This window comes from Leisingera sp. ANG-Vp (genome assembly GCF_000813725.1).
Lineage (GTDB): Bacteria > Pseudomonadota > Alphaproteobacteria > Rhodobacterales > Rhodobacteraceae > Leisingera.
In genome coordinates, this window is the sequence record NZ_JWLD01000044.1 from 100,368 (window position 1) to 124,164 (window position 23,797).

The window sequence follows — 23,797 nt, forward strand, 5'->3', positions numbered from 1 at the left end:
GCGGGTGTTTCAGTCAGGCGGAGGATCATTTCTTCCCGTCCGCAAATTCACGCCAGGTCCAGCCCGGGCGTTTGGCAGCGATCTTGTCCTGGATCTCCTGCGTCGGCACCGAGGTCTGGGCCGTGTAGGTGCCAAAGACCTCCAGCGTCATGGTGCAGCGCGCGGCATGGAACCACTTGCCGCAGCCATTGGCATGGCGCCAGCGTTCAAAGTGAACGCCTTTGGGGTTTTCGCGCATGAACAGGTAGTCATGGAACTCATCATCCGAGGAGCCGGGGCCAAAGCGCTTCAGATGCGCTTCGCCGCCCGCGGCCAGTTCGGTTTCTTCGGCTTTGACGCCGCAGTAGGGACATTCAAGGATCAGCATTTTGCATCTCCGCCAGTGTGTTTACTGAGCTCCTCCAGAAAGTCAGCACGGGACATGCGGACCTCGTCGGAGCCATCATTGAAAGTGGCATAGACCGCCACCTCGTCATTTTCCGGGATGTACTCAAATCCCAGTGTGTTCGTTTCAAAGCTGGCCTTGCGCCCTGCATCCCATCCCTTGCTGAGCGGGACGGCAATCTGCGAAAAACGCGTTCTGCCGTCCTGGAGCAATTCAATGTGCATAGCCTGAAAACGGCCAGCTTCGGCACCACTCATCAGTGAGCAACCCCTGCGGCGACGCTCTCGTCGATGAACTTGCCTTCTTTGAAGCGGTTGATCGAGAACTCCTCGGTCAGCGGCGAGTGGCCGGTGGCCATCAGCTCTGCCATCGCCCAGCCCGAACCCGGGATCGACTTAAAGCCGCCGGTGCCCCAGCCGCAGTTGATGAAGCAGTTCTGAACCGGGGTCTTGGAGATGATCGGCGAGCGGTCGCCGGTCACATCCACGATGCCGCCCCACTGGCGCAGCATCTTCAGGCGGCTGACCATCGGGAAGGTTTCGACCAGGGCGCGCACGGTTTCCTCGATATGGTGGAAGCTGCCGCGCTGGGTGTAGTTGTTGAAGCCGTCGGTGCCGCCGCCGATGACCATCTCGCCCTTATCGGACTGGGACATGTAGCCGTGCACGGTGTTGGCCATCACAACCACGTCCATGCAGGGTTTGATCGGCTCGGAGACCATCGCCTGCAGGGCCACGGATTCCATCGGCAGACGGAAGCCCGCCATTTCCGACAGAACAGACGCGTTGCCGGCAACGATCATGCCGATCTTGTCGCAGTCGATCGGGCCTTTGGTGGTGTCGACACCCACGGTGCGGCCGTTCTCGGTGCGCACACCGGTGACTTCGCACTTCTGGATGATGTCCATGCCCATGTCGGAGCACGCACGCGCATAGCCCCAGGCCACAGCATCATGGCGAGCGGTGCCGCCGCGTTCCTGCCACAAGCCGCCCAGCACGGGGTAACGGGGGCCGTGCAGGTTGATGATCGGCACCAGCTCCTTGACGCGCTCCGGGGTAATCCACTCGGTCTGCACACCTTGCTGCTGGTTGGCATGCGCGGTGCGCTTGTAGCCGCGGATCTCATGCTCGGTCTGGGCCAGCATGATCACGCCGCGCGGGCTGAACATCACGTTGTAGTTCAGGTCCTGCGACATGGTCTCATAGAGGCTGCGCGCCTTTTCATAGATCGCAGCCGAAGGATCCTGCAGGTAGTTCGAGCGGATGATGGTGGTGTTCCGGCCGGTGTTGCCGCCGCCAAGCCAGCCTTTCTCGATAATTGCGACATTGGTGATGCCGAAGTTTTTACCCAGGTAGTAGGCAGTGGCGAGGCCATGCCCGCCCGCACCCACGATGACGACATCGTAGTGGCGTTTGGGTTCCGGCGAGCGCCAGGCGCGCTCCCATCCGGTGTGATAGCGCAGGGCTTCCCGCGCAACAGCAAAGACTGAATAGCGTTTCATGAGCGAATCCGATGGTTCGTGTCTGGTAGCGGGTATGCCCTAAACGCATGACTGACCCGTGCCGTTTATCGTCCCCTTTCTGCGTTATTGCGACATATCTTAATGACGCATTGCGGCATGCCGCGCGCCGGCGCGGCAGTTTGGCCCTTTTGTTCAGCCCGCCCCGCATATAGATGAAATCCAAACTACGGAGACACTATGGTTTTCTGGATAGTCACCGCATTCATCGCGTTTTCAGCTGCCCTGCTGCTGGCAATGATCATCATCCGCGCCCGCGAGCAAGGCGAACCCGCGGCGGCCTACGACCTGCGCGTCTACCGCCAGCAGCTGCGCGAAGTGGACAAGGACCTGGCCCGCGGCGTCATTGTCGAGGCCGACGCCGAGCGCATCCGCACCGAGATTTCCCGCCGCATCCTGGCCGCCGACGCCCAGCTGCAAAAGCGCAAGACAGGCCCGGCCCAGCCGCAAAGCGTGTCTTTGGTCTTTGCCGGCGTGACAGCGCTGCTGGTGATCGGCGGCACTCTTGGCCTTTACTGGCAGCTTGGCGCACCGGGCTACGGCGACTTTGGTCTTGAGGACCGAATCCGTCTGGCCGGCGAGCGCGCCGAAAACCGCCCCTCGCAATCCGAGGCAGAAGCCGAAGTGCCGGCGCTGCCCAAACCGCAGGTGGAAGAAGGCTACCTCCAGCTGGTCGAACAACTGCGCAAAACCGCGGGTGAACGGGAAGATGATCCCCAGGGCCAGGCCCTGCTGGCCCAGCACGAGGCCAACCTCGGCAATTTCCAGGCTGCCTATCAAGCCAAGGAAAACTACATCCGCCTGGCAGAAGGCCAGGTCAACGCCCGCGATTTCACCGAACTGGCCGAGCTTCGGATCATGGCGACCGGCGGCTACGTCTCCCCGGAAGCCCAGACCGACCTGCAAAAGGCCCTCGCAATTGACCCCGCGCACGGCCCCGCGCGGTACTACTGGGGCCTGATGCTGGGCCAGATCGGCCGCCCGGATCTCGCCTACCGTGAATGGGCCGCAGCCCTGCGCGCAGGCCCGGCGGAGGCGCCGTGGATCCAAGGCATCCAGGGCCAGATCGAGGAAATGGCCTTCCGCGCCGGCGTCCAGCACAACCCGATCACCCCCGGCGGCGGCACCGCTCCCGCCCTGCCCGGCCCCAGCGCTGAGGAAATGGAAGGCGCAGCTGAGCTCTCGCCCGAGGAACAGCAGGAGATGATCCGCGGCATGGTCACCCGCCTGTCGGACCGTCTGGCATCCGAGGGCGGCAGCGCCGAAGAATGGGCCCGCCTGATCGGCGCCCTTTCGGTTCTGGGCGACACCGACCGGGCCCGCACCATCTATGACGAGGCGCGCAATGTCTTCTCTGCCGACGCAGAGTCGCTCGCCCTGATCGACACCATCGCCGCCCAGGCAGGACTTGCAGAATGATCCACGACGCTTTCGAAGACTTCGCCGCTGCCCTGCCGCCGATGAACGCGCTGATGGGGCTGGACCTGGGCACCAAGACTATCGGCGTTGCCGTCTCCGACCGCATCGGTGCCGTGGCGACACCCTTGGAAACCGTGAGGCGTAAGAAATTCACCCTGGATGCCGCACGGCTTCTGGAGATCCAAAAGGAACGCGACATCAGCGGCATCCTGCTGGGCCTGCCCCGCAATATGGACGGGTCTGAAGGCCCCCGCTGCCAATCCACCCGCGCCTTTGCCCGCAACCTCGCCCGGCTCACCGATCTGCCGATCGGTTTCTGGGACGAGCGCCTCAGCACCGTGGCGGCAGAAAAAGCGCTTCTTGAAGCAGATACGACACGCAAACGCCGCGCAGAGGTTATCGACCACGTTGCGGCTTCCTATATTCTCCAAGGCGCACTGGACCGGATGCGGCATTTGAAGAACGGGTGAATGATGACTGACGACGTTTGGAAACGGGACGAGATCCAGTCCCCCTGCATCAAGATCTGCGTCGTCCACCCCGAGGCGCGCATCTGCACCGGCTGCTACCGCTCCATCGACGAGATCCGCGACTGGTCCAAGATGACCAATGACGAGCGCGCCGGCATCATGAACGACCTCCCTGCCCGCGCCAGCAAACTGGTCAAGCGCCGCGGCGGCCGCGGCGCAAGATTAAAGCGCAGCTAACGCGGCGCACGGCTGGGTAAGGCTCTGTAAATCATGCGGAATAGGCGCTGACCTTTTGTTTCGCGCGCGAAACATTGGGGCGGAAGTACAGACCTATCCGCAGAGGGCAAGCACCTGCCCGCGGGCTAGCGCCTCGACCGGGGGAAGTGGCAGTTTTTCCCTGCAAACCACATCCCAGGCCGCCGGGCTGCACGACCCTTACCAAAGCGCCAGCCCTCCGGTACGGACAGCCGTTTGCAAGGCGCCTGCTGCTTGTTCCGGGCGGTTTGCCGGATTAGTAATGAGCACAGTTATTTATCCGAAGAGATTTCGAGAGTACGAATGAGAAAGAAGTTCAAAGACAGACCAATTTACTTCTGGATTTCCTGCGTGCTTTTGGTCTTTCTAACATGGCTCATGTGGGAAAAGGACGTGGGACTATCCGGGAAAGATGTTTCTATTCTCTCGGTTCTGGTGTTTTTCGGGGCTATGGATTTCGCACGGATTTTTGTTTTCAACTCGAAAAAGCGCGACTGAACACCCATTTAAGCTCCGGCTCCAGGGCAACTAACGTTTACTTGCTTGCCCCGGCCCCTATTAACAACACTAAAATGGACCGGCCGTTAGACGTACCTTAGCCCGGAACAAGGCGCGTAGCGCCGCCAGGCAGAGCCCGCCCGCCCCGCCAAACCGAAGGTTTGCCTACGACAAAATGGGCGGGCTCTTTTGCAAGCACCGCTCAGTGGTTCAATGTCACAGTGGCAGGAAAAACAAACTGCCAAACATACCCAGCTGAAACGCCCACCCGAGGACGGGCCTGGCCCGGCTCTGTTTCAGCCTATCCCTCCGCCAGCCAGCCTTTGGTCCATTCCGCCAGCTCCGGTCGGAAATAGGCGATCATACGCCCTTCTTCCGGTGCTGATGCGCCCTCACCCCAGGGCGCAACCCCGTGCAGGCAGAGGCGATGCATCAGATAGGACTCGCCGGGCTTGGCGTGCACCATGATCCGCGGGCAGGTCTCGAACACTTCGGCGCGGGCCGCCGTATAGGCATCGGTCACATCCACATCCGCCCAGTCCGACTGCGGCACGCCCTCGAATGCGGCGGCAAAGGCGCGGCGCATGATGCGGTGGCTGCCCTCCCAGATCACCAGAGGCGAGGCATCCGGGCTGCTTTCATTCAGAGGGATCCCCAGCACCCAGGCATGCGGCTCCTCCACCTTGCGGCGGCGGTGCTCGCCGTACATTTTCACCCCGTCCACATGCGCCGCATCGCGTTTGATACGGTAGCGGAAGGCGGCCTCGCCCTCACCTGGGCGCGGACGCGGATAGCCGGGGAAGACCGAGGACACCTGCGCCCGGTGCAGCTCCGGGACCGGGCCAAGATTTCGGGTGATGAAGTCCACTGGCGCCCCGGCCAGCGGCGGCCCTTCGGGCAAGCGGCCCGTTGCATCATTCGGCAAAGCATCGACGCCGATGAACCAGGTGCGCTCGCATTGGAACCACTCGGCGCAGGCCGGATCGTCCAGCGACCGGATCCCATGCTGCAGCGCATCCGCCGCCCATTCCGCGATCTTCGGATCATGGGCAAAGCGAACCCAGCCTTTGTCCTGAAACCGTTCGAACTGCTTGTTCATTTTCTTAGTATCCCAGCGCTTTACGCAGCATATTGAGCGCCACCAGCACCAGGAACGCGCCGAAAACCCGTTTCAGCGGCTTGGGGTCCATCGCATGGGCCAGCTTCACGCCGTAAGGCGCAGTGATCAGAGTCATGGCAATCACAATGAAAAACGCCACCAGGTTGACCGCGCCGATGGTGAACGGCGGCCGAGTGGCCGGATCGATATCCAGCAGCAGAAAGCCCGCGACTGAGGGCACCGCAATGATCACGCCAAAGCCCGCAGCAGTTGCCACCGCCCGGTGCACTGCCACCCCGTGCAAGGTCATCAGCGGCACCCCGAAGCTGCCGCCGCCAATGCCCATCAGCACCGACAGGAAGCCAACCGAAGGCGAGAGCGCGGCACGTTTTCCGCCCTTGGGCATGGCTTCGGCAAGCCGCCATTCGGACCTGCCCAGCCCCAGGTAAAACCCGATAACCAGCGCCAGGATGCCGAACACACCTTGCAACACCGTGGAACGCAAAGAGGAAGCCGCCAGCACGCCGATGATGGCGCCAAAGGCAATGCCAATGCCCCAGCTGCGCAGGATTTCCCAGTCAACCGCCCCCTTCTTGTTGTGGCTCATGACAGAGCGCACAGAGGTCACGATGATTGTCGCCAGCGAGGTTGCCAGGCAGATCTGCATCAGCTGATCGCCGCCATAGCCCAGCGTCTGGAAAGCATAGAAAAAGGCCGGCACCAGCACGATGCCGCCGCCAACCCCCAGGAGGCCCGCCAGCACGCCGGCAAAAGCGCCGATCACAACCAGCAGCCCGGCCATCTGCATCAGCAGGGCTGGCTCCGGCCACAGGGCGGCTGTCACAGCGGGATCAGTCATGCGGGGCACCTCGTGGCTTGGCTTTGCCGGCAAAGGGTTAGCCGCCGCCGCAGGCCAGCACAAGGCAATTGCGTGTGAGGCCGCTGCGTCAGGCCGCCGCCTGCCCCGCCACCTGCGCCAGGGCCTGTTCCACCAGCTCCGGCCCTGCCCCCGCGCGGCACGCCCCCTCGGACAGGCTGCGCCGCCATTGCCGCGCTCCCGGCTTGCCGGCAAACAGCCCCAGCATATGCCGGGTGATCTGATTGAGTTTGGCGCCTTCACTCAGCCGCGCCTCGATGTACGGCAGCATCTTCTGAACCGCGGCAACCGGGTCGCTGGCGGCACCGGTGCCATAAATCTCCGGGTCCGCAGCACAAAGGACATCCGCGGGCTGGTGATAGGCCGCACGGCCCACCATCACACCGTCAAGGCCCCGGTCCAGATGCGCCTTCGCCTCTGCCAGCGTGGCAATGCCGCCGTTGATCGAGATATGCAGATCCGGAAACGCCGCCTTCATCCGATGCACCAGATCATAATCCAGCGGCGGGATGTCCCGGTTTTCCTTGGGCGACAGCCCCTGCAGCCAGGCTTTGCGGGCATGGATGGTCACGCGCCGGCAGCCCGCCGCACGGATTTTCTCCAGGAAATCCGGAAGCACCTCTTCCGGCTCCTGCTCATCCACGCCGATGCGGCATTTGACTGTGACCTCAACTTCAACCGCCTCGCGCATGGCAGCCACGCAATCCGCCACCAGCTCCGGCGTCTGCATCAGCACCGCGCCAAAGGCACCGGATTGCACCCGGTCGCTGGGGCAGCCGCAGTTGAGGTTGATCTCGTCATACCCCGCCAGCGCGCCCAAACGCGCCGCCTCTGCCAGCTCTGCCGGGTCGGAGCCGCCCAGTTGCAGGGCAACCGGATGCTCTTCTTCATTGAAATCCAGAAGATGCAGCGCCCCGCCCCGCACCAGGGCCGGCGCGGTGACCATCTCGGTGTACAGCAGCGTCTCCCGGCTCAGCAGCCGGTGCAGATAGCGGCAGTTCCGGTCGGTCCAATCCATCATCGGCGCAACGGACAGGCGCGCGGCTTGGTGCAAGGGGGCAAAATCTTTCATGCCGCGCCATATAGGCCCTGCGCGCGCGCCTGCCAAGCGGATCTGCCTTGGCAAGGCCTATACGCCCTTCCCACCCCGCTACCCGGCCAAGGACGGCAGGTAGAGAACGATCCCCGGGAAGGCGACCAGAAGCGCAATGGTCACGCCATCTGCAATGAAGAACGGGGTCACGCCGCGGAACACATCCTGCACGGACAGATCATCGCGCACGCCCGCCACCACAAAGCAGTTGAGGCCGATGGGCGGGGTGATCAGGCAGAACTCGGCCATTTTCACCACCAGGATACCGAACCAGATCGCACACATGGTGCCGCTCATGCCGAAGGCACTGTCGGCCGCCGCGACGCTATCGCCGCCATTAAGCGCCATCACGGCGGGATAGACGACCGGCAGCGTCAAGAGCAGCATGCCGATCGCGTCCATGAACATCCCCAAAACCGCATAGGCCAGAAGGATGCAGATCAGGATCAGCATCGGGCTCATCTCCAGCGAGGTGATCCAATCCGAGAATGCCCCCGGGAGATCTGCAAAACCTAGGAACCGCACATAGATCAGCACGCCCCAGATGATGGTGAAGATCATCACCGTGAGCTTGGCGGTTTCCAGAAGCGCGGATTTCAGTTCCGCCCATTTCATGCCTTTGAAAACGGCCATGCAGAAAACCACAAAGGCCCCCAAGGCGCCGCCCTCGGTTGGCGTCCCCCAGGCGTCGCCGCCAAAGGGGTTGTAGACAAAGCAGATGATGATCACGACGACAAAGATTATCGGCAGCGCACCGGGCAAGGAGGCAAACCGCTGGCCCCATGTGAACCCCTTCACTGGCGGACCGACGGATTTGAAGATCACTGCGATACCAACGATCAGCAGCCCGTAGATCACAGCCGAGAACGCACCGGGGATGAAGCCTGCCAGCAAGAGCTTGCCCACGTCCTGCTCAACAATGATGGCGTAAATCACCAGGATCGCCGAGGGCGGGATCAGCGAGGCCAGTGTGCCGCCTGCAGCCACCACGCCGGCCGCGAATTGCTTATTGTAACCGATCTTCAGCATCTCGGGGATGGCGATACGGGCAAAGACGGCGGAGGTGGCCACAGAGGCGCCGGACACGGCGGCAAAACCTGCAGTGGCAAAGACAGTGGAGACCGCCAGCCCGCCCGGCAGCCACGCAATCCAGCGTTTTGCTGCCTCAAACAGCGCCCGGGTGAGGCCTGCGTAATAGGCGAGATAGCCGATCAGGATGAAGGTCGGAATAAGGCTGAGCGCCTGGCTTGAGACCTTGGAGTGCGGTACCTGGCCTGCGATCTTGACGGAGACGGTCAGCGCCTTGCCAAACCGCGCCGGGTCATAGCCGAACTTGGCCCAGAATATCCAAATGAGGCCGATGAGGCCTGCAAGGCCTGCCGCAAAGGCCACCCGCATGCCCAGCACCACCATCAGCAGAAGGCCGCCCGTGACCCACAGGCCGATTTCAATGGGTTCCATGCGTCCTACCCCTGCCTGCTGCCATTGCTGTCGTGGCCTTCCAGCTGCTCAGCCTCTGCGGCCGCCTGTTCAGCTGCACTCTGGATCAGCGGCACCGCAACTGGCGCCTCCAGCCCCAGCACAAAGGCGCGGCCATAGCCCCAGACTTGCAGCAGCAGCCGCAGCCCAAGCACGGCAAAGGCCACGGGCACCAGCAGCTTGGCAGGCCAGATAGGCAAGCCGATATCGATCGAGCTGTCGCGGCTCCACAGCGGCGCGGCAAAGTCGAAGGAGCGCAGGAAATGCGACCAGCTGCCCCAAACCAGCGCGGTGATCAGCAGGAAGATCAAGAGGACAGAGATCAGTTCAAACAGCCAGAGCGCCCGGCCCTTCAGGGCGCCGATGAAGATATCCATGCGGATGTGGGCGCCGTCGCGCTGCACGAAGGCAATGCCCATGAAGGCGATCAGCGGCATGATCTGCTCGATCCAGTCGACATAGCCTGGCAGCGGCGCATTGGCCGCGTTGCGTCCGCCAACCGAGATCACCGCCAAGATCATCAGCGAGAACACTGCCAATCCGCTCAAAAGCGCCAGCAGGCGTTCCGCCTTCAATAAACCCCGGTCCAGCCTGCTGATCAGGCTGCCGTCTTCCAGGACTGCTGCACCTGCCGCCATGCCCTGCCCCCATCTTTCCGTTGGTCAAAGACAGAAGGGGCCGGAACTGATCAAGCCCGGCCCCTTCAGCGTCAAATCAGGCTCAGCTGCCCGAGCGGTGATCGCTCAGTGTTTTTTGAACCAGATCATACAGCTCCTGTGCGGGCAGGCCCTGGGCGGACATGTCCTCGATCCACTGGGCGCGGATCGGGTCGGCGGCCACTTTGCGGAACTCGGCCAGCTGGTCGTCGGAAATGGTCACTTTCTCCACGCCCTTCTCGGCCAGAACGCTGTCCCATTTCGCCAGCAGCTCGCCGTAGTTGGCCAGATAGTGATCAATCGCCTCCGCAATCGAGCTGTCCAGAGCCTCGCGCTCAGCATCGCTGAGGGCATCATAGGCATCCGTGTTGACGACCACCGGGCAGTTCACGGTGCCGGGGTTCAGGTTTGCGGTCCACCAGTCGGCACGGTTGATGGTGCCAAAGGCCAGATGCGCGTGCTGGGCAAAGGCCACGGTATCGACCACGCCCGATTCCATCGCGTTATAGGCCTCGGTTGCGGTCACAGATGTCGGCACCGCACCCACGGCTGAGAACGCCTTGCCGATACCGCCGGTGGCGCGCACCCGCATATCCTTGAACTCAGCCAGTTCATCGCGCGGCTCGCCAGTACCAACGATATTATACTGCGGCATCGGCGAGGTCATCAGCAGCTTGGCATTCCAGCGCGCCAGATCCGCCTGCACCGCCGGATGCGCATAGACCGCATTGGCCACCGCCACTTCTTCCTCCAGCGTGTTCACACCCAGGAACGGCAGCTCCAGCACGGTGATCGAGGGGTTCTTGTCGCGGTGGTAGCCCGCGCAGAACTGTGCCATCTCGAAGGCGCCGATGGAGATGCCGTCGAGGTTTTCCTTGTTCTTGCTAAGGCCGCCATAGCTGATGTTCAGGGTGAACTCGCCGCCGGTTTTCTCAGAGACCAGCTCAGCCAGCTTCTCCACATGCTCGGTAAAGGCGCGGCGCTTGCCCCAGAGGGACACGTTCCACTCGGTGGCCGCAGCCTCGCCTGCCAGTGCAACGCCTGCAGTTGCCGCAATGGCGGCAGTCAGAAATTTATTCATGATGTAACTCTCCCGAATTGCGCCCTTTTCCGCTGTGGCGGGTGCCACTGGCGGGCGCTTGCGCGTCAGGCTAACGGCTTGCCCGCGTGCTGCCAACCCCCAGGGCGGAAAGGTTACGCAGCGACTCGCGCCTGGCGCGCAGCCGCAGGTCTTGCGCTCCTGTTTAAGCGGCAGGTGTCACAATATGCCGCAGTGCGGAATCTGCATGTTTCCGCAAACGGCACCTGCCCGGCGCCATGCGGTCCCGTCAGCCCCCGTAAAGCTGCTGTAAATACGTTTACATGCAAGCCTCTGTTTTTCCGTATTCTGAAAATTGAAATCGGCAAAAAATTTACAGAAAGTTACACACCAGGGAAATTCGTTCACAAGCAAATGCTTAAAAACCCGTCAGTTATTCACAAATTTTCAGCCTGCTCTATTATCGGGTCGCAGGAGGAAACGGTTTGACAGCCGCGGCACAGCGTTGTCGTTTGTCTTGCCAATATAATTTCTGGGAGGAAACCGCATGAACGCGCTGCACGCAGACGCTGTCTATCCGCCATCCGACGAAACCGTTGCCCGTGCGCATGTCAATGCCGCGAAATACCAGGAGATGTATGACGCCTCTCTGTCCGATCCGGAAGCATTCTGGGGCGAACAGGGCAAGCGCATCGACTGGATCAAGCCCTTCACCCAGGTGAAGGACGTGAACTATAACTTCGGCAATGTCTCGATCAACTGGTACGGCGACGGCACTCTGAACGTTTCCGCCAACTGCATCGACCGCCACCTGGAAACCCGCGGCGATCAGACCGCGATCATCTGGGAGCCGGACAGCCCCGAGGATGAGGCGCAGCATATCTCCTATAAGGAGCTGCACCGCCGCACCTGCCGGATGGCCAACATCCTGGAGTCGATGGGCGTGCGCAAGGGCGACCGGGTGGTGATTTATCTGCCGATGATCCCCGAAGCGGCCTATGCCATGCTGGCCTGCGCCCGCATCGGCGCCATTCATTCCATTGTCTTTGCCGGCTTCTCCCCTGACGCGCTGGCGGCCCGGATCAACGGCTGCGACGCCAAGGTGCTGATCACCGCGGACGAGGCGCCGCGCGGCGGCCGCAACACGCCGCTGAAATCCAACGCCGACGCCGCTCTGCTGCACACCAAGGACACGGTGAAATGCCTGGTGGTCAAGCGCACCGGCGGCCAGACCACCTGGGTGGACGGGCGCGACCACGACTACAACGAGATGGCGCTGGAAGCGGATGACTACTGCGCGCCGGCAGAGATGAACGCCGAGGATCCGCTGTTCATCCTCTACACCTCGGGCTCCACCGGCCAGCCCAAGGGCGTGGTGCACACCACCGGCGGCTATATCACCTATGCCGCGATGACCCATGAGATCACCTTTGATTACCATGACGGCGACATCTATTGGTGCACCGCCGACGTGGGCTGGGTGACCGGCCATAGCTATATCGTCTACGGGCCCCTGGCCAATGGCGCCACCACGCTGATGTTCGAGGGCGTGCCGACCTACCCCGATGCCTCCCGCTTCTGGCAGGTCTGCGAAAAGCACAAGGTGAACCAGTTCTACACCGCCCCCACCGCCATCCGCGCGCTGATGGGCCAGGGTCCGGAATTTGTCGAGAAATGCGACCTGTCCGCATTGCGCACCCTGGGCACCGTGGGCGAGCCGATCAACCCGGAAGCCTGGACCTGGTACAACGAGGTTGTCGGCAAGGGCAAATGCCCGATCGTCGACACCTGGTGGCAGACCGAGACCGGCGGCCATCTGATGACCCCGCTGCCGGGCGCCCATGCGATGAAACCGGGTGCTGCGATGAAGCCCTTCTTCGGCATCCAGCCGGTGGTTCTCGACCCGCAATCCGGTGTCGAGATCGAGGGCAACGGTGTTGAAGGCGTCCTGTGCATCAAGGACAGCTGGCCGGGCCAGATGCGCACCGTCTGGGGCGACCATGAGCGGTTCGAGAAAACCTATTTCTCGGACTACAAGGGTTACTACTTCACCGGCGACGGCTGCCGCCGCGACGAGGATGGCGATTACTGGATCACCGGCCGCGTCGACGACGTAATCAACGTCTCAGGCCACCGCATGGGCACCGCCGAGGTCGAAAGCGCGCTGGTGGCGCATGCTGCCGTGGCCGAGGCCGCCGTGGTCGGCTACCCGCATGAGATCAAGGGCCAGGGCATCTACTGCTATGTAACCCTGATGAACGACCGGGAGCCGTCCGAGGAATTGCGCAAGGAACTGCGCACCTGGGTCCGCACCGAGATCGGCCCGATCGCCTCGCCGGACGTGATCCAATGGGCGCCGGGCCTGCCGAAAACCCGTTCGGGCAAGATCATGCGCCGCATCCTGCGCAAGATCGCCGAGAACGATTTCGGCAGCTTGGGCGACACCTCGACCCTCGCCGATCCGTCGGTGGTCGAAGACCTGATCGAAAACCGCGCGAACAAGGGGTGATTGACTGATGAATATGGCAGTACTCACCCGTCCCGCCGTGCTGATCCTGCTGGGGCCTCCGGGCGCCGGCAAAGGCACCCAAGCGCGGATGCTGGAGGAAAAATTCGGCTATGTGCAGCTGTCAACCGGCGATCTGCTCCGCGAGGCGGTTGCCGCTGGCACACCTGCGGGCCTTGCCGCCAAGGCGGTGATGGAAGCAGGCCAGCTGGTCAGCGACGAGATCGTGATCAACATCCTGCGCGACCGCCTGGCAGAGCCGGATTGCACCAAGGGCGTGATCCTCGACGGCTTCCCCCGCACCACCGTGCAGGCCGAGGCATTGGACGATCTGCTGGCGGAGACCAGCCAGAAGATCAACGCTGCGATCAGCCTGGAGGTGGACGACGCCGCCATGGTCGAGCGCATCTCCGGCCGCTACACCTGCGGAGGCTGCGGCGAAGGCTACCACGACAGCTTCAAACAGCCCGCCGAGGCTGGCAAATGCGACAAATGCGGCAGCACCGAGATGAAGCGCCGCGCCGATGACAACGCCGAAACCGTTGCCAGCCGGCTGGAGGCCTATCACGCGCAGACCGCGCCGCTGATCACCTACTACGGCGGCAAGGACGTACTGAAGACAACAAATGCCATGGGCGAAATCTCTGATATCGCCCAGGACATGGCGGCCATCGTGACCGAGGCCACCAGCTAACCAACAAGAAACGGGGCCTGCGCCAAAACCGCAGGACCCCGTCTCCCGGACATTGGAATACCCGACGGCACCGCCTTGGCGGACCGGCGGAGTCATGCCTGCACGCCCGTGAACCCGGAGGCAGGCAAACGGAGAGAGTCTGCCTGGTGAACCGCATAGGCAGGCATGGAGGAAGAAGGAGGAGCCGCCATGGCGGATCAAACCACAAACGCCGCAAAGGCCGCCGAAGCCGATAAGGGCTATTGGGCGGCCAACGTGCGCATCATCATTGTCAGCCTGGTGATCTGGGCTGTTGTTTCATTCGGCTTTGGCATCCTGCTGCGCCCGCTGCTTTCGGGCATCCAGGTCGGCGGCAGCGATCTGGGCTTCTGGTTCGCCCAGCAAGGCTCGATCCTGGTGTTCCTGGGGCTGATCTTTTTCTACGCGGTCCGCATGAACAAGCTGGACCGTGAATACGGCGTGGAGGAAGAATAAGATGGACCAGTTTACCATCAACCTGCTGTTTGTGGGCGCCTCCTTTGCGCTTTACATCGGCATCGCAATCTGGGCCCGTGCGGGTTCCACTTCTGAGTTCTATGCGGCCGGCCGGGGCGTTCACCCCGTCACCAACGGCATGGCCACCGCGGCTGACTGGATGTCGGCGGCGTCTTTCATTTCGATGGCGGGCCTCATCGCCTTTACCGGCTATGACAACTCCACCTTCCTGATGGGCTGGACCGGCGGCTATGTGCTGCTGGCGCTGCTGCTGGCGCCCTACCTGCGCAAATTCGGCAAGTACACCGTGTCCGAGTTCATCGGCGACCGTTTCTATTCCCCGACCGCGCGGGTGGTGGCTGTGATCTGCCTGATCGTTGCTTCGACCACCTACGTGATCGGCCAGATGACCGGTGTGGGCGTGGCCTTTGGCCGCTTCCTCGAGGTCTCCAACACCGCGGGGCTGTTGATCGGTGCCTGTGTTGTGTTCGCCTACGCGGTGTTCGGAGGCATGAAGGGCGTGACCTACACCCAGGTGGCCCAGTACTGCGTTCTGATCACCGCCTACACCATCCCGGCGATCTTCATCTCGCTGCAGCTGACCGGCAACCCGGTCCCGGCCCTGGGCCTGTTCGGCGACCACGCTGCCTCTGGCGAGCCGCTCCTGGCCAAGCTGGACGCGATTGTGACTGAGCTGGGCTTCAAGGAGTACACGCTGCATCACGCTGATACCTTCAACATGGTTCTGTTCACCCTGTCGCTGATGATCGGCACCGCGGGCCTGCCCCACGTGATCATGCGTTTCTTCACCGTGCCGCGCGTGGCTGACGCCCGCTGGTCGGCCGGCTGGACCCTGGTGTTCATCGCCCTGCTGTACCTGACAGCTCCGGCTGTTGGCGCCATGGCCCGTCTGAACATCACCGAGATGATGTGGCCCAATGGCGGCATCGAAGGCGGCGCCGTGACCGTGCAGCAGATCGAAAACGATCCGCAGTACGACTGGATGGCCACCTGGCAGAAAACCGGACTGCTGGCCTGGGAAGACAAGAACGGCGACGGTGCGATCCAGTACTACAACGACAAGAACCCCGATCTGCAGGAAACCGCAGCAGCCAACGGCTGGGCCGGCAATGAGCTGACCAAGTTCAACCGCGACATCCTGGTGCTGGCCAACCCTGAGATTGCCAACCTTCCGGGCTGGGTGATCGGCCTGGTGGCGGCTGGCGGCCTGGCGGCAGCACTGTCCACTGCGGCGGGTTTGCTGCTGGCGATCTCCTCAGCCGTGTCGCACGACCTGATCAAGGGCTCGATCAACCCGAACATCTCGGAAAAAGGCGAACTGCTGTCAGCCCGTATCGCCATGGCCGTGGCCATCGCGGTGGCAACCTACCTGGGCCTGAACCCGCCGGGCTTTGCCGCACAGACCGTGGCGCTGGCCTTTGGCCTGGCAGCCGCCTCGATCTTCCCGGCGCTGATGATGGGCATCTTCACCAAGGTGAACAACAAGGGCGCCGTGGCCGGCATGCTGGCAGGCCTGATCGTCACCCTGATCTACATCTTCCTGCACAAGGGCTGGCTGTTCATCCCGGGCACCAACTCCTTCACCGACGCAGACCCGCTGCTGGGCACCGTCAAATCCACCTCCTTCGGTGCGATCGGTGCGATGGTGAACTTTGCGGTGGCCTACTTCGTCTCCAAGTCGAGCGAAGCCATCCCCGCCGAGATCGAAGAGCTGGTGGAAAGCGTCCGCATCCCGCGCGGTGCCGGCGCCGCACAGGACCACTAACCTCCCCTGGGCGGGCCGCCCTCTGGCGGCCCGCCACCTCCCTGATGGTCCCGTCCGGCACTTTCGCTGGCGGGACCATTTTTCTGATTTCAAAGGTGCCGCCATGTCCCTTGATGAAACCGGCCTGATCCGCTTCCTGTCCTCGGTGCATCCCTACGACAGCCTGGAGCCTGCGCTGCTGAACGCCCTTGCCCCGAAGTTCCGCCAGATCCAGGCTGCAGCCGGTGATCCGGTCTACGCGCTGAACGAGGAACTGGAGGGGCTTTATCTGGTCCATTCCGGCGAAGTCGAGGTGACCGATGAGAACGGCATCCTAGTTTCGATCCTCGGCCCCCGCAATTCCTTTGGCGAGCGCGGGCTGACCCGCAGCGGCCGTGCGGTGACCTCGGCCCAGGCAACCGCAGACACCCTGCTGCTCTTGCTGCCCAAAGCCGACTTCCATGCCCTGATGGCAGAGCATGCACAGATCGCAAAATTCTTCGACCGCCGACGCCCCGGCAGCCGCGAAGGCAGCAGCCTGGCCACCACCCGCGTCGAAGCCATCATGGCACGCGACCCGGTCACCTGCGCAGGCACCCTCACCTGCCAAAGCGCGGCGCAGCTGATGCGCAACCATTTCATCTCCTCGGTCTGCGTCACCGATGGAGACCGCCTGCAGGGCATCCTCACCACCCGCGACCTGACCGGCAAAATCCTGGCAGCAGGCAAGCCCATCTCCACCCCGGTCTGCAACGTGATGACCCCCGAGCCGCTGACGCTGGCACCCTCCGCCATCGGCTCTGACGTTCTGCACATGATGATGGAGCACGGCATCGGCCATATCCCGGTGACCGAAGGCGGCAAGCTGGTGGGGATTGTGACCCAGACAGACCTGACCCGGTTCCAGGCCGTGAGTTCCGGCGAGATGGTCTCGGCCATCGCCAGCGCGGACACGGCCGCGGATATGGCCAAGGTCACCAGCGAAATTCCCCGCCTGCTGGTGCAATTGGTGGCAAGCGGCAACCGGCACGAAGTGGTCACCCGTCTGATCACCGACATTGCCGATACCGCCACCCGCCGCCTGCTGGCGCTGGCCGAGGAGAAACTCGGTCCGCCGCCAGTGCCCTACCTGTGGCTGGCCTGCGGCTCGCAGGGGCGGCGCGAGCAGACAGGGGTATCCGATCAGGACAATTGCCTGATCCTCTCGGATCAGCTGGCGCCAGGGGATGAAGCCTATTTCGAGCAGCTGGCCGGTTTTGTCTGCGACGGGCTCAACACCTGCGGCTATGTCTATTGCCCCGGGGAGATGATGGCCTCCAACCCGCGCTGGCGGCAGCCGCTGGGTGTCTGGCGCGAGTATTTCCGCGGCTGGATCGCCAAGCCGAACCCGGAGGCGCAGATGCTGGCCTCGGTGATGTTCGACCTGCGCCCCATCGGCGGCGATGCCGCCTTTTTTGAGGATTTGCAGCGGGAAACCCTGGCAGCCGCCCGTGCAAACTCCATTTTCACCGCGCATATGATCTCCAACTCGCTGAAGCACACGCCGCCGCTGGGATTGCTGCGCGGACTGGCCACCATCCGTTCCGGCGAGCACCGCAACACGCTGGACATGAAGCACAACGGCGTGGTGCCGGTGGTGGATCTGGGCCGGATCTATGCGTTGCAGGGGGAACTGGCTGATGTGAACACCCGCGCCCGGCTGGAAGCGGCGGAGGCGTCCGGTGTTCTCAGCCATACCGGTGCGCAGGACCTTCTGGACGCCTATGACCTGATTGCCCAGACCCGGCTGGAGCATCAGGCAGCGCAGATCCGAGCCGGTCAGGCACCGGACAATTACCTGGCGCCCTCCAGCCTGTCGGACTTTGAGCGAAGTCATCTGCGCGACGCCTTTGTTGTGGTAAAAACAATGCAATCGGCGGTTGGGCACGGCAAAGGTATGCTGGGCTGAGGGCAGCGCCGGCCGCCAGTGCGGGAGCCTCCGGCGGGAGTATTTGGACAAAGAAGAAGAGGCTTGAGGCCTTCGGGGAGATCGGATGTTTCTGGAACTTATTGCGGTGATCTTTGCGGGCATGGCTGCCGCAGGCGTGGTAATGCTGCTGAACCGGACACTCAAGGGCCGGCTTCCGCGCTGGATGGCGCCGGTGGCGGCGGGGCTGGCTATGATCGGCGTGACAATTGCGTCGGAGTACGGCTGGTATTCCCGCACCGTCGCAGCATTGCCCGAGGGGCTGACAGTGACGGAGACGGTGGAGAACCGCAGTTTCTACCGTCCCTGGACCTATGCCGTGCCTTACATCGACCGCTTTGCAGCTGTCGACACGGCCACGATGAAAAGCCACGCGGACCACCCGCAGATACATCTGGCCGATATCTACTTCTTCGGCCGTTGGGCTGCCGTGACCAAACTGCCAGTCTGGCTTGACTGCAGTGCCGGGCGGCGGGCGCTGTCTTCCGGCACCGCGGAGTTCAGCGGCGGGCTGCCGGAGGGGCTGAACTGGATTGAACCGGGCGCCGGTGATGCGATCCTGGCCACTGTTTGCGGAGGATAGCGATGCTTACCCGGCTCAGCCTGCGTTTGCGGATTTTCCTTTTCTTCTGCCTGCTGGCGCTTGGCGGCATTGCGGTGACCGGCGGCGCGCTGTGGCTGGGCTACAACCGCGCGGGGCAGCCGGGGCTTTCAGATGCGTTTTTGTTTTCCGGACTGCTGAGCACATTTGCCATTCTCGGCCTCTGCGCCGGGGTTTGGCTGCTGTTTGATGAAAACGTCGCCAAGCCGATCGAGCGGCTGGCCGCCGATATGCGGGCCCGCGCCCATGCCGGGGTGACCGGCAAGATGGACACCCATGGCGCCCGCTATCTGGGCGACCTGGCTGCTGCGGCGGAAGGGCTGGCGGGCCAGCTGGGGGAAAGCGCGCTGGGGGCTGCCGAAGCCATCGCCCGCGAAACCGAGCATCTGGAGGCGGAGAAAACCCGCCTGGCGGCACTGCTGACCGACATCCCCATCGCCACCGTCATGGCCAGCCCGTCGCATCAAATTGTGCTTTACGACGGGCAGGCCGCCTCGGTGCTGGCGCAGGAGGCCCCGCCCCGGCTGAATGCACCCCTGTCCGGCTACCTGGACATGAACGGGCTTGAGGCGGCTTACGGCCGGATGGCGCGCAGCGGCAAGGAGGTGCAGGCCGAAGTTAAAAGCCTCAGCGGCACCCAGGTGTTTGATCTGCGGCTGAAACCGCTGGGCGGCGCGCCGGGCTACATCATCCTGTTCGAAGGCACCCACGCAGGGCTTGCCCCAGACGAGCCGCGGCCTCTGGTCTATGACTTTGCTTTGCTGAACAGCGGGGCGCCGCCAGAGGATGACCGCGCGCTGTCCAGCTTCAGCTACGCCGTATTTGACACGGAGACCACGGGGCTGTTGCCGCACAAGGACGAAATCGTGCAAATCGGCGCCCTGCGGGTGGTGCGGGGCCGGATCATCGAGGAAGAGCAGTTCGAGACGCTGGTGGATCCGGGACTTCCGATCCCGGCCGCCTCGACCCGGGTGCATGGGGTGACGGACGCCATGGTGCAAGGCGCCCCGGCCATTGCCGAGGCGGCGCGGGAGTTCCACCGCTTTGCCTCGGATGCGGTGATTGTTGCCCATAACGCGCCGTTTGACATGGCTTTTCTGCACCGGCACGCCAAGCAGGCCGGTGTCAGCTGGGAGCAGCCTGTCCTCGACACCGTACTGCTGAGCGCTGTGCTGTTCGGCGCCTCGCAGAATCACACGCTGGATGCGCTCTGCGAACGGCTGGGGGTCACCATCCCCCCGGCCCTGCGCCACACCGCCATGGGAGACGCCCGCGCCACTGCCGAAGTCTTCTGCAAGATGCTGCCCATGCTGGAAGCGCGCGGTCTTTCGACCTTTGGGGCTGTTCTGAAGGAAACCCGCAAGCATGGCCGCCTCATTGAGGACATGAACTAGGTAGACAATCGTTTCCATGCGTGGCAGGTCACTGCCCGGAACGAACAAAAGGCGCGCGACATGGCCGAAACCAGCTTTATTCCCGGGCCCGATACCGCCCGGGCCTACCGCGATGCGCTTGGCAGCTTCGGCACCGGGGTGACCGTCGTCACCACGCAGACCGAGCGCGGCCCTCTGGCCATTACCGTCAACAGCTTCACGTCTGTTTCTCTGGAGCCGCCGCTTTTGCTGTGGTGCCCGGCGCGGGCGTCACTGCGCCATGATGCCTTTGTTTCAGCCGCAAACTTCGCCATTCATGTGATGGCCGAGGACCAACTGGGCCTGGCCAAGCATTTCGCCGCCAACGGCGAAGATTTCAGTGCCGCCGCCTGGCAGCCGAACGCCTTGGGTGCTCCAGCGCTGGAGGGGGTTCTGGCGCGCTTTGACTGCTGCGAATTTGCAGCCCATCCGGCAGGCGACCACACCATCGTGATCGGCGAGGTCGCAAGTGTCACCACCCGTCCGGGCAAGGGGCTGATCTTCAAACGCGGCCAGTACGGCGGATTTCTGGAACAAACCTGACGACTCCGGCGAAAAGGCCGGGAAAGCCTGGCTGCTTGCCGCCTAGTTCTGCAGCCCGCCGGCCTCTTCCGGTTCCCCGCGGCTGCTGCCCTCCCAGCGGGTCAGAAGCTGCGGCAGCACCGCCGAGGCGGACAAATCCATGCCGGCCTCCATGTGCAGCGCCCGTTGCGGGCAGATCGTGATGCACAGGCCGCATTGCGAGCAAAGCGATTCCACAAGGCTCAGTTCACCGCCGTTTTCAGTGAGCCCCAGCGCATCCGACGGGCAGACCCAGACACAGCTGCTGCACTTGTTGCACAGGCTTTCATCCAGACTGACCGTTCCGTAAGGCGCCTTGTCCGGCAGCCCGATATGGTCAATGGCCGGCGGCAACAGGGCCGCAGCACTGGCGCGGGCGGTGTCCCGGCGGCTGCCAACTGCCAGGATCTCCGGCGCGACCGAGGGAAAGGGCAGGATACCGGCCGCAAGCCGCCGCTCCAGGGCAGTCTCCCTATCAAACAGCATGATCCGCCCCAGCCCGCCAAGTTCCCGGACCAGCTCAACCTCATTGTCCTGCGCTTGCCGGACAGAGGGTCTGGGACAGGTCTGCAAGTGGATGACATCAAAACCGCTGGCCAGCGCATGCAGCAGATCCGCATGGCCAATTCTGGTCAGGCAGCAGAGCGACACCGGGATCACATCGTTCAGCCGGGCCTCTGCCGCGGCCAGCCCGGCGGGTTCCGTCTCATAGAGCACCAGAACCTGCGCCCGGCCGCTTTCCAGCTTGCGTGCATGCGCCTCTTGGCAAAGGTCCATCAGAGGCAGCCTGCTGCTGCGGCTGGACACGTCGCGCAGAACGCTCCGCGCCTGCGCCGCATGCCGTGAATGGCATCCTGTATGATCCTGCTGAGGGCAAAGGCAAAGGTATTTCGGCGGATGTCCCGCTTGCTTTTGACCTTCAGGGATATGAGCCCGCATCTCTCCCATAGGGGAAGGCTAACACAAAAAAACTCATCTCAGACTTGTGTTTAAAAAGAGAAGGCAATTTTTTGCTTTTTTAACAAATCTGCTTAAAATTTAGGCAAAAATGCCGCCGAAGAGCTCTTCTCCGGCGGCATCTTCCGCTCAACTTACGGGTGCAGCGGCTTATTTAAGGGCCGCATCAGTGATGGCATGGGTCCAAGCGCCCTCCGGGGACTTGGTGATCACCGGATCGGAACCGCCGCCCATCAGGGTAGCCACCGTGCGTTCGTAGTCCGCGGGGTCCAGCGCGCCGTTGCTGCCTGCAGTCAGCTTGGCAATCTCACCCATCATACGTTTCTGGTGGGTTTCGGTCTGGGCGCCGGAGGCGTCGTTGTCGAGCACGATCTCCGCCGCCTCGTCCGGATGCTCCTCGGCGTATTTCCAGCCCTTCATGGAAGCGCGCACAAAGCGTTCCATCTTGCCGGTGAATTCCGGGTCGCTCAGCTTGTCCTCCAGCACATAAAGACCGTCCTCCAGCGTTGCGACGCCCTGGTCCTCATACTTGAAGGTGATCAGCTCATCCGCGCCTACACCGGCGTCGATGACCTGCCAGTACTCATTGTAGGTCATGGTCGAAATGCAGTCGGCCTGACGCTGCAGCAGCGGGTCGACGTTGAAGCCTTGCTTCAGCACTTCCACACCGCTGTCGCTCTTGCCTTCGGTGGAGATGCCCAGCTGGCTCATCCAGCTCATGAAGGGGAACTCATTGCCGAAGAACCAGACGCCAAGGGTCCGGTTGGCCAGGTCAGCCGGCGCCGCAATGCCGGTGTCCTTCCAGCAGGTCAGCATCATGCCGGAGGATTTGAACGGCTGGGCGATATTGACCAGCGGCAGGCCTTTCTCGCGCGCGGCCAGCGCGGCCGGCATCCATTCCACCGTCACATCGGCACCGCCGCCGGCAATCACCTGGGTCGGTGCAATATCCGGGCCGCCCGGCAGGATGGTGACGTTCAGGTCCTCTTCCTCATAGAACCCCTTGTCCAGCGCCACGTAGTAGCCTGCGAACTGTGCCTGTGTCACCCATTTCAGCTGCAGCGTCACATCATCCGCCGCCTGGGCTGCGCCTGCTGCCCCCAGAGCAAATGCCGCTGCTGTCATAATGTGCTTCATTGGTAAGTTCTCCCTATTGGTTTTGATTTTACCTGTTGGTGTTATTTGTTTTTCACTTTCCCGTATGTGCTGTGCCTGCTCAACCTCTTTGTGACGGATGCCAGAAGGTAAAGCTCTTCTCGATCAGCGCCACCAACCCGTAGAAGGCCGAGCCTGCAAGCGCTGCCACCACGATCTCGGCCCAGACCATGTCCAGCGCCAGCTGGCCGACGCTGGTGGAGATCCGGAAGCCCATGCCAACGGTGGGCGAGCCGAAGAACTCCGCCACAATCGCGCCGATCAGCGCCAGGGTGGTAGAGATCTTGAGGCCATTGAAGACAAAGGGCAGTGCTGCCGGCAGCCGCAATTTGAAGAAACTCTGCCAGTAGCCGGCGGCATAGGTCTGCATCAGGTCGCGCTGCATCTGGTCGGTCTCGCGCAGGCCCGCCACGGTGTTCACCAGCATCGGGAAGAACACCATGACCACAACCACCGCGGCCTTGGAGTGCCAGTCGAATCCGAACCACATCACCAGGATCGGCGCGGTGCCGACAATCGGCAGCGCCGCCACGAAGTTCCCCACCGGCAAAAGCCCGCGGCGCAGGAAATCGCTGCGGTCCACCAGGATCGCCGTCAGAAACGCCGCGCCGCAACCGATCACATAGCCGCCAAGCGCGCCTTTCAGGATGGTCTGGGCAAAGTCTTCCCAGAGGATCGGAATGCTGGAGGCAAAGCGTTCAGCAATCACGGAAGGCGCAGGCAGGATCACCAGCGACACTTCCAGCCCGCGCACCAGCAGCTCCCAGACCACCAGCACGGTGACGCCAAAGATCGCAGGCACCAGCAATTGAACTCCGCGTGTCGCCGCCGCCGGGCTGTTGGCCAGGCGGCTGTTCAGCCACCAGCCCAGACACCAGACGAGAATAGCAAGGATAACCATCACCATGACGCACCCT

23 protein-coding genes are annotated in these 23,797 nt (G+C 62.9%); 11 read left to right on the plus strand and 12 right to left on the minus strand.

All coding sequences use genetic code 11. The annotated features are described in order from the left end of the window. Positions 1-25: 25 nt before the first annotated feature. Genes RA20_RS14635 through RA20_RS14645 form a run of 3 tightly spaced genes read right to left on the minus strand, consistent with a single transcriptional unit; the run spans position 26 to position 1,886 of the window. On the minus strand, positions 26-367 hold the full coding sequence (locus tag RA20_RS14635; RefSeq protein ID WP_039130165.1) for a sarcosine oxidase subunit delta: 342 nt from the start codon (positions 365-367) through the stop codon (positions 26-28). Beyond that, entirely contained in the window at positions 361-642 is a 282-nt protein-coding gene (locus RA20_RS14640; RefSeq protein ID WP_039130168.1) for a hypothetical protein, read from the minus strand. The genes RA20_RS14635 and RA20_RS14640 overlap by 7 nt, the downstream gene beginning before the upstream one ends. Further along, positions 642-1,886 (minus strand): sarcosine oxidase subunit beta family protein, encoded by a 1,245-nt coding sequence (locus tag RA20_RS14645; protein WP_039130171.1) that lies wholly within the window; start codon positions 1,884-1,886, stop codon positions 642-644. The genes RA20_RS14640 and RA20_RS14645 overlap by 1 nt, the downstream gene beginning before the upstream one ends. Before the next feature lie 198 nt (positions 1,887-2,084). Here RA20_RS14645 and ccmI point away from each other — a divergent pair, with 198 nt between their 5' ends. Genes ccmI through RA20_RS14660 form a run of 3 tightly spaced genes read left to right on the plus strand, consistent with a single transcriptional unit; the run spans position 2,085 to position 4,030 of the window. Next, on the plus strand, positions 2,085-3,323 hold the full coding sequence (gene ccmI / locus RA20_RS14650; protein ID WP_039130174.1) for a c-type cytochrome biogenesis protein CcmI: 1,239 nt from the start codon (positions 2,085-2,087) through the stop codon (positions 3,321-3,323). Beyond that, complete coding sequence (gene ruvX, locus RA20_RS14655) at positions 3,320-3,793, plus strand: Holliday junction resolvase RuvX (protein ID WP_039130177.1); 474 nt, start codon at positions 3,320-3,322, stop codon at positions 3,791-3,793. The genes ccmI and ruvX overlap by 4 nt, the downstream gene beginning before the upstream one ends. Before the next feature lie 3 nt (positions 3,794-3,796). After that, a complete protein-coding gene (locus RA20_RS14660; protein ID WP_039130524.1) occupies positions 3,797-4,030 on the plus strand; it encodes a DUF1289 domain-containing protein in 234 nt (77 codons plus the stop codon). A gap of 817 nt (positions 4,031-4,847) precedes the next feature. Here RA20_RS14660 and RA20_RS14670 read toward each other — a convergent pair. From RA20_RS14670 to RA20_RS14695, 6 genes are all read right to left on the minus strand, one after another. After that, the gene (locus RA20_RS14670) at positions 4,848-5,645 is read right to left on the minus strand and encodes a hypothetical protein (protein WP_039130181.1); all 798 of its coding nucleotides are present in this window, start codon (positions 5,643-5,645) and stop codon (positions 4,848-4,850) included. Positions 5,646-5,649: 4 nt separating this feature from the next. Then, on the minus strand, positions 5,650-6,504 hold the full coding sequence (locus RA20_RS14675; protein WP_039130183.1) for a sulfite exporter TauE/SafE family protein: 855 nt from the start codon (positions 6,502-6,504) through the stop codon (positions 5,650-5,652). 88 nt (positions 6,505-6,592) lie between these two features. Continuing rightward, positions 6,593-7,594, minus strand: a complete 1,002-nt coding sequence (gene dusA / locus RA20_RS14680) for a tRNA dihydrouridine(20/20a) synthase DusA (protein ID WP_039130185.1) — start codon at positions 7,592-7,594, stop codon at positions 6,593-6,595. A gap of 78 nt (positions 7,595-7,672) precedes the next feature. Next, positions 7,673-9,076 carry a TRAP transporter large permease gene (locus RA20_RS14685; protein ID WP_039130188.1) on the minus strand — a complete coding sequence of 468 codons (1,404 nt, stop codon included), beginning with the start codon at positions 9,074-9,076 and terminating at the stop codon, positions 7,673-7,675. A gap of 5 nt (positions 9,077-9,081) precedes the next feature. Further along, the gene (locus tag RA20_RS14690) at positions 9,082-9,732 is read right to left on the minus strand and encodes a TRAP transporter small permease subunit (protein WP_039130190.1); all 651 of its coding nucleotides are present in this window, start codon (positions 9,730-9,732) and stop codon (positions 9,082-9,084) included. Positions 9,733-9,814: 82 nt separating this feature from the next. Next, entirely contained in the window at positions 9,815-10,831 is a 1,017-nt protein-coding gene (locus tag RA20_RS14695) for a C4-dicarboxylate TRAP transporter substrate-binding protein (protein WP_039130193.1), read from the minus strand. A 505-nt stretch (positions 10,832-11,336) separates the two neighbouring features. On the opposite strand from RA20_RS14695, the gene acs reads away from it, so the two are divergent. From acs to RA20_RS14735, 8 genes are all read left to right on the plus strand, one after another. Beyond that, positions 11,337-13,298 carry an acetate--CoA ligase gene (gene acs / locus RA20_RS14700; protein WP_039130196.1) on the plus strand — a complete coding sequence of 654 codons (1,962 nt, stop codon included), beginning with the start codon at positions 11,337-11,339 and terminating at the stop codon, positions 13,296-13,298. A gap of 7 nt (positions 13,299-13,305) precedes the next feature. Next, complete coding sequence (locus tag RA20_RS14705; RefSeq protein WP_039130199.1) at positions 13,306-13,989, plus strand: adenylate kinase; 684 nt, start codon at positions 13,306-13,308, stop codon at positions 13,987-13,989. 189 nt (positions 13,990-14,178) lie between these two features. Next, positions 14,179-14,463 (plus strand): DUF4212 domain-containing protein, encoded by a 285-nt coding sequence (locus RA20_RS14710; RefSeq protein WP_039130525.1) that lies wholly within the window; start codon positions 14,179-14,181, stop codon positions 14,461-14,463. A 1-nt stretch (position 14,464) separates the two neighbouring features. Beyond that, positions 14,465-16,249 (plus strand): sodium:solute symporter family protein, encoded by a 1,785-nt coding sequence (locus RA20_RS14715; RefSeq protein WP_039130202.1) that lies wholly within the window; start codon positions 14,465-14,467, stop codon positions 16,247-16,249. A gap of 103 nt (positions 16,250-16,352) precedes the next feature. Further along, positions 16,353-18,176 (plus strand): DUF294 nucleotidyltransferase-like domain-containing protein, encoded by a 1,824-nt coding sequence (locus RA20_RS14720; protein ID WP_039130205.1) that lies wholly within the window; start codon positions 16,353-16,355, stop codon positions 18,174-18,176. An 85-nt stretch (positions 18,177-18,261) separates the two neighbouring features. Continuing rightward, positions 18,262-18,777, plus strand: a complete 516-nt coding sequence (locus RA20_RS14725; protein WP_039130207.1) for a hypothetical protein — start codon at positions 18,262-18,264, stop codon at positions 18,775-18,777. 2 nt (positions 18,778-18,779) lie between these two features. Further along, on the plus strand, positions 18,780-20,189 hold the full coding sequence (locus RA20_RS14730) for a 3'-5' exonuclease (protein WP_039130209.1): 1,410 nt from the start codon (positions 18,780-18,782) through the stop codon (positions 20,187-20,189). Positions 20,190-20,249: 60 nt separating this feature from the next. Beyond that, a complete protein-coding gene (locus RA20_RS14735; RefSeq protein WP_039130212.1) occupies positions 20,250-20,750 on the plus strand; it encodes a flavin reductase family protein in 501 nt (166 codons plus the stop codon). Between the two features lie 42 nt (positions 20,751-20,792). Here the strand turns inward: RA20_RS14735 and RA20_RS14740 are convergent, their stop codons facing one another. The 3 genes from RA20_RS14740 to RA20_RS14750 all read right to left on the minus strand — a co-directional run bounded on the left by RA20_RS14740 (position 20,793) and on the right by RA20_RS14750 (position 23,787). Continuing rightward, complete coding sequence (locus RA20_RS14740) at positions 20,793-21,545, minus strand: 4Fe-4S binding protein (protein WP_052249013.1); 753 nt, start codon at positions 21,543-21,545, stop codon at positions 20,793-20,795. Positions 21,546-21,875: 330 nt separating this feature from the next. Beyond that, a complete protein-coding gene (locus RA20_RS14745; RefSeq protein WP_039130215.1) occupies positions 21,876-22,862 on the minus strand; it encodes an ABC transporter substrate-binding protein in 987 nt (328 codons plus the stop codon). Positions 22,863-22,941: 79 nt separating this feature from the next. After that, entirely contained in the window at positions 22,942-23,787 is an 846-nt protein-coding gene (locus tag RA20_RS14750) for an ABC transporter permease (protein ID WP_039130217.1), read from the minus strand. Between the last annotated feature and the right edge of the window lie 10 nt (positions 23,788-23,797).

Excerpts from the sequence above, each read along its gene's own strand:
- RA20_RS14635 (WP_039130165.1), bottom strand. The coding sequence starts at position 367 with ATGCTGATCCTTGAATGTCCCTACTGCGGCGTCAAAGCCGAAGAAACC.
- RA20_RS14640 (WP_039130168.1), bottom strand. The coding sequence starts at position 642 with ATGAGTGGTGCCGAAGCTGGCCGTTTTCAGGCTATGCACATTGAATTG.
- RA20_RS14645 (WP_039130171.1), bottom strand. The coding sequence starts at position 1,886 with ATGAAACGCTATTCAGTCTTTGCTGTTGCGCGGGAAGCCCTGCGCTAT.
- ccmI (WP_039130174.1), top strand. The coding sequence starts at position 2,085 with ATGGTTTTCTGGATAGTCACCGCATTCATCGCGTTTTCAGCTGCCCTG.
- ruvX (WP_039130177.1), top strand. The coding sequence starts at position 3,320 with ATGATCCACGACGCTTTCGAAGACTTCGCCGCTGCCCTGCCGCCGATG.
- RA20_RS14660 (WP_039130524.1), top strand. The coding sequence starts at position 3,797 with ATGACTGACGACGTTTGGAAACGGGACGAGATCCAGTCCCCCTGCATC.
- RA20_RS14670 (WP_039130181.1), bottom strand. The coding sequence starts at position 5,645 with ATGAACAAGCAGTTCGAACGGTTTCAGGACAAAGGCTGGGTTCGCTTT.
- RA20_RS14675 (WP_039130183.1), bottom strand. The coding sequence starts at position 6,504 with ATGACTGATCCCGCTGTGACAGCCGCCCTGTGGCCGGAGCCAGCCCTG.
- dusA (WP_039130185.1), bottom strand. The coding sequence starts at position 7,594 with ATGAAAGATTTTGCCCCCTTGCACCAAGCCGCGCGCCTGTCCGTTGCG.
- RA20_RS14685 (WP_039130188.1), bottom strand. The coding sequence starts at position 9,076 with ATGGAACCCATTGAAATCGGCCTGTGGGTCACGGGCGGCCTTCTGCTG.
- RA20_RS14690 (WP_039130190.1), bottom strand. The coding sequence starts at position 9,732 with ATGGCGGCAGGTGCAGCAGTCCTGGAAGACGGCAGCCTGATCAGCAGG.
- RA20_RS14695 (WP_039130193.1), bottom strand. The coding sequence starts at position 10,831 with ATGAATAAATTTCTGACTGCCGCCATTGCGGCAACTGCAGGCGTTGCA.
- acs (WP_039130196.1), top strand. The coding sequence starts at position 11,337 with ATGAACGCGCTGCACGCAGACGCTGTCTATCCGCCATCCGACGAAACC.
- RA20_RS14705 (WP_039130199.1), top strand. The coding sequence starts at position 13,306 with ATGAATATGGCAGTACTCACCCGTCCCGCCGTGCTGATCCTGCTGGGG.
- RA20_RS14710 (WP_039130525.1), top strand. The coding sequence starts at position 14,179 with ATGGCGGATCAAACCACAAACGCCGCAAAGGCCGCCGAAGCCGATAAG.
- RA20_RS14715 (WP_039130202.1), top strand. The coding sequence starts at position 14,465 with ATGGACCAGTTTACCATCAACCTGCTGTTTGTGGGCGCCTCCTTTGCG.
- RA20_RS14720 (WP_039130205.1), top strand. The coding sequence starts at position 16,353 with ATGTCCCTTGATGAAACCGGCCTGATCCGCTTCCTGTCCTCGGTGCAT.
- RA20_RS14725 (WP_039130207.1), top strand. The coding sequence starts at position 18,262 with ATGTTTCTGGAACTTATTGCGGTGATCTTTGCGGGCATGGCTGCCGCA.
- RA20_RS14730 (WP_039130209.1), top strand. The coding sequence starts at position 18,780 with ATGCTTACCCGGCTCAGCCTGCGTTTGCGGATTTTCCTTTTCTTCTGC.
- RA20_RS14735 (WP_039130212.1), top strand. The coding sequence starts at position 20,250 with ATGGCCGAAACCAGCTTTATTCCCGGGCCCGATACCGCCCGGGCCTAC.
- RA20_RS14740 (WP_052249013.1), bottom strand. The coding sequence starts at position 21,545 with ATGGACCTTTGCCAAGAGGCGCATGCACGCAAGCTGGAAAGCGGCCGG.
- RA20_RS14745 (WP_039130215.1), bottom strand. The coding sequence starts at position 22,862 with ATGAAGCACATTATGACAGCAGCGGCATTTGCTCTGGGGGCAGCAGGC.
- RA20_RS14750 (WP_039130217.1), bottom strand. The coding sequence starts at position 23,787 with ATGGTGATGGTTATCCTTGCTATTCTCGTCTGGTGTCTGGGCTGGTGG.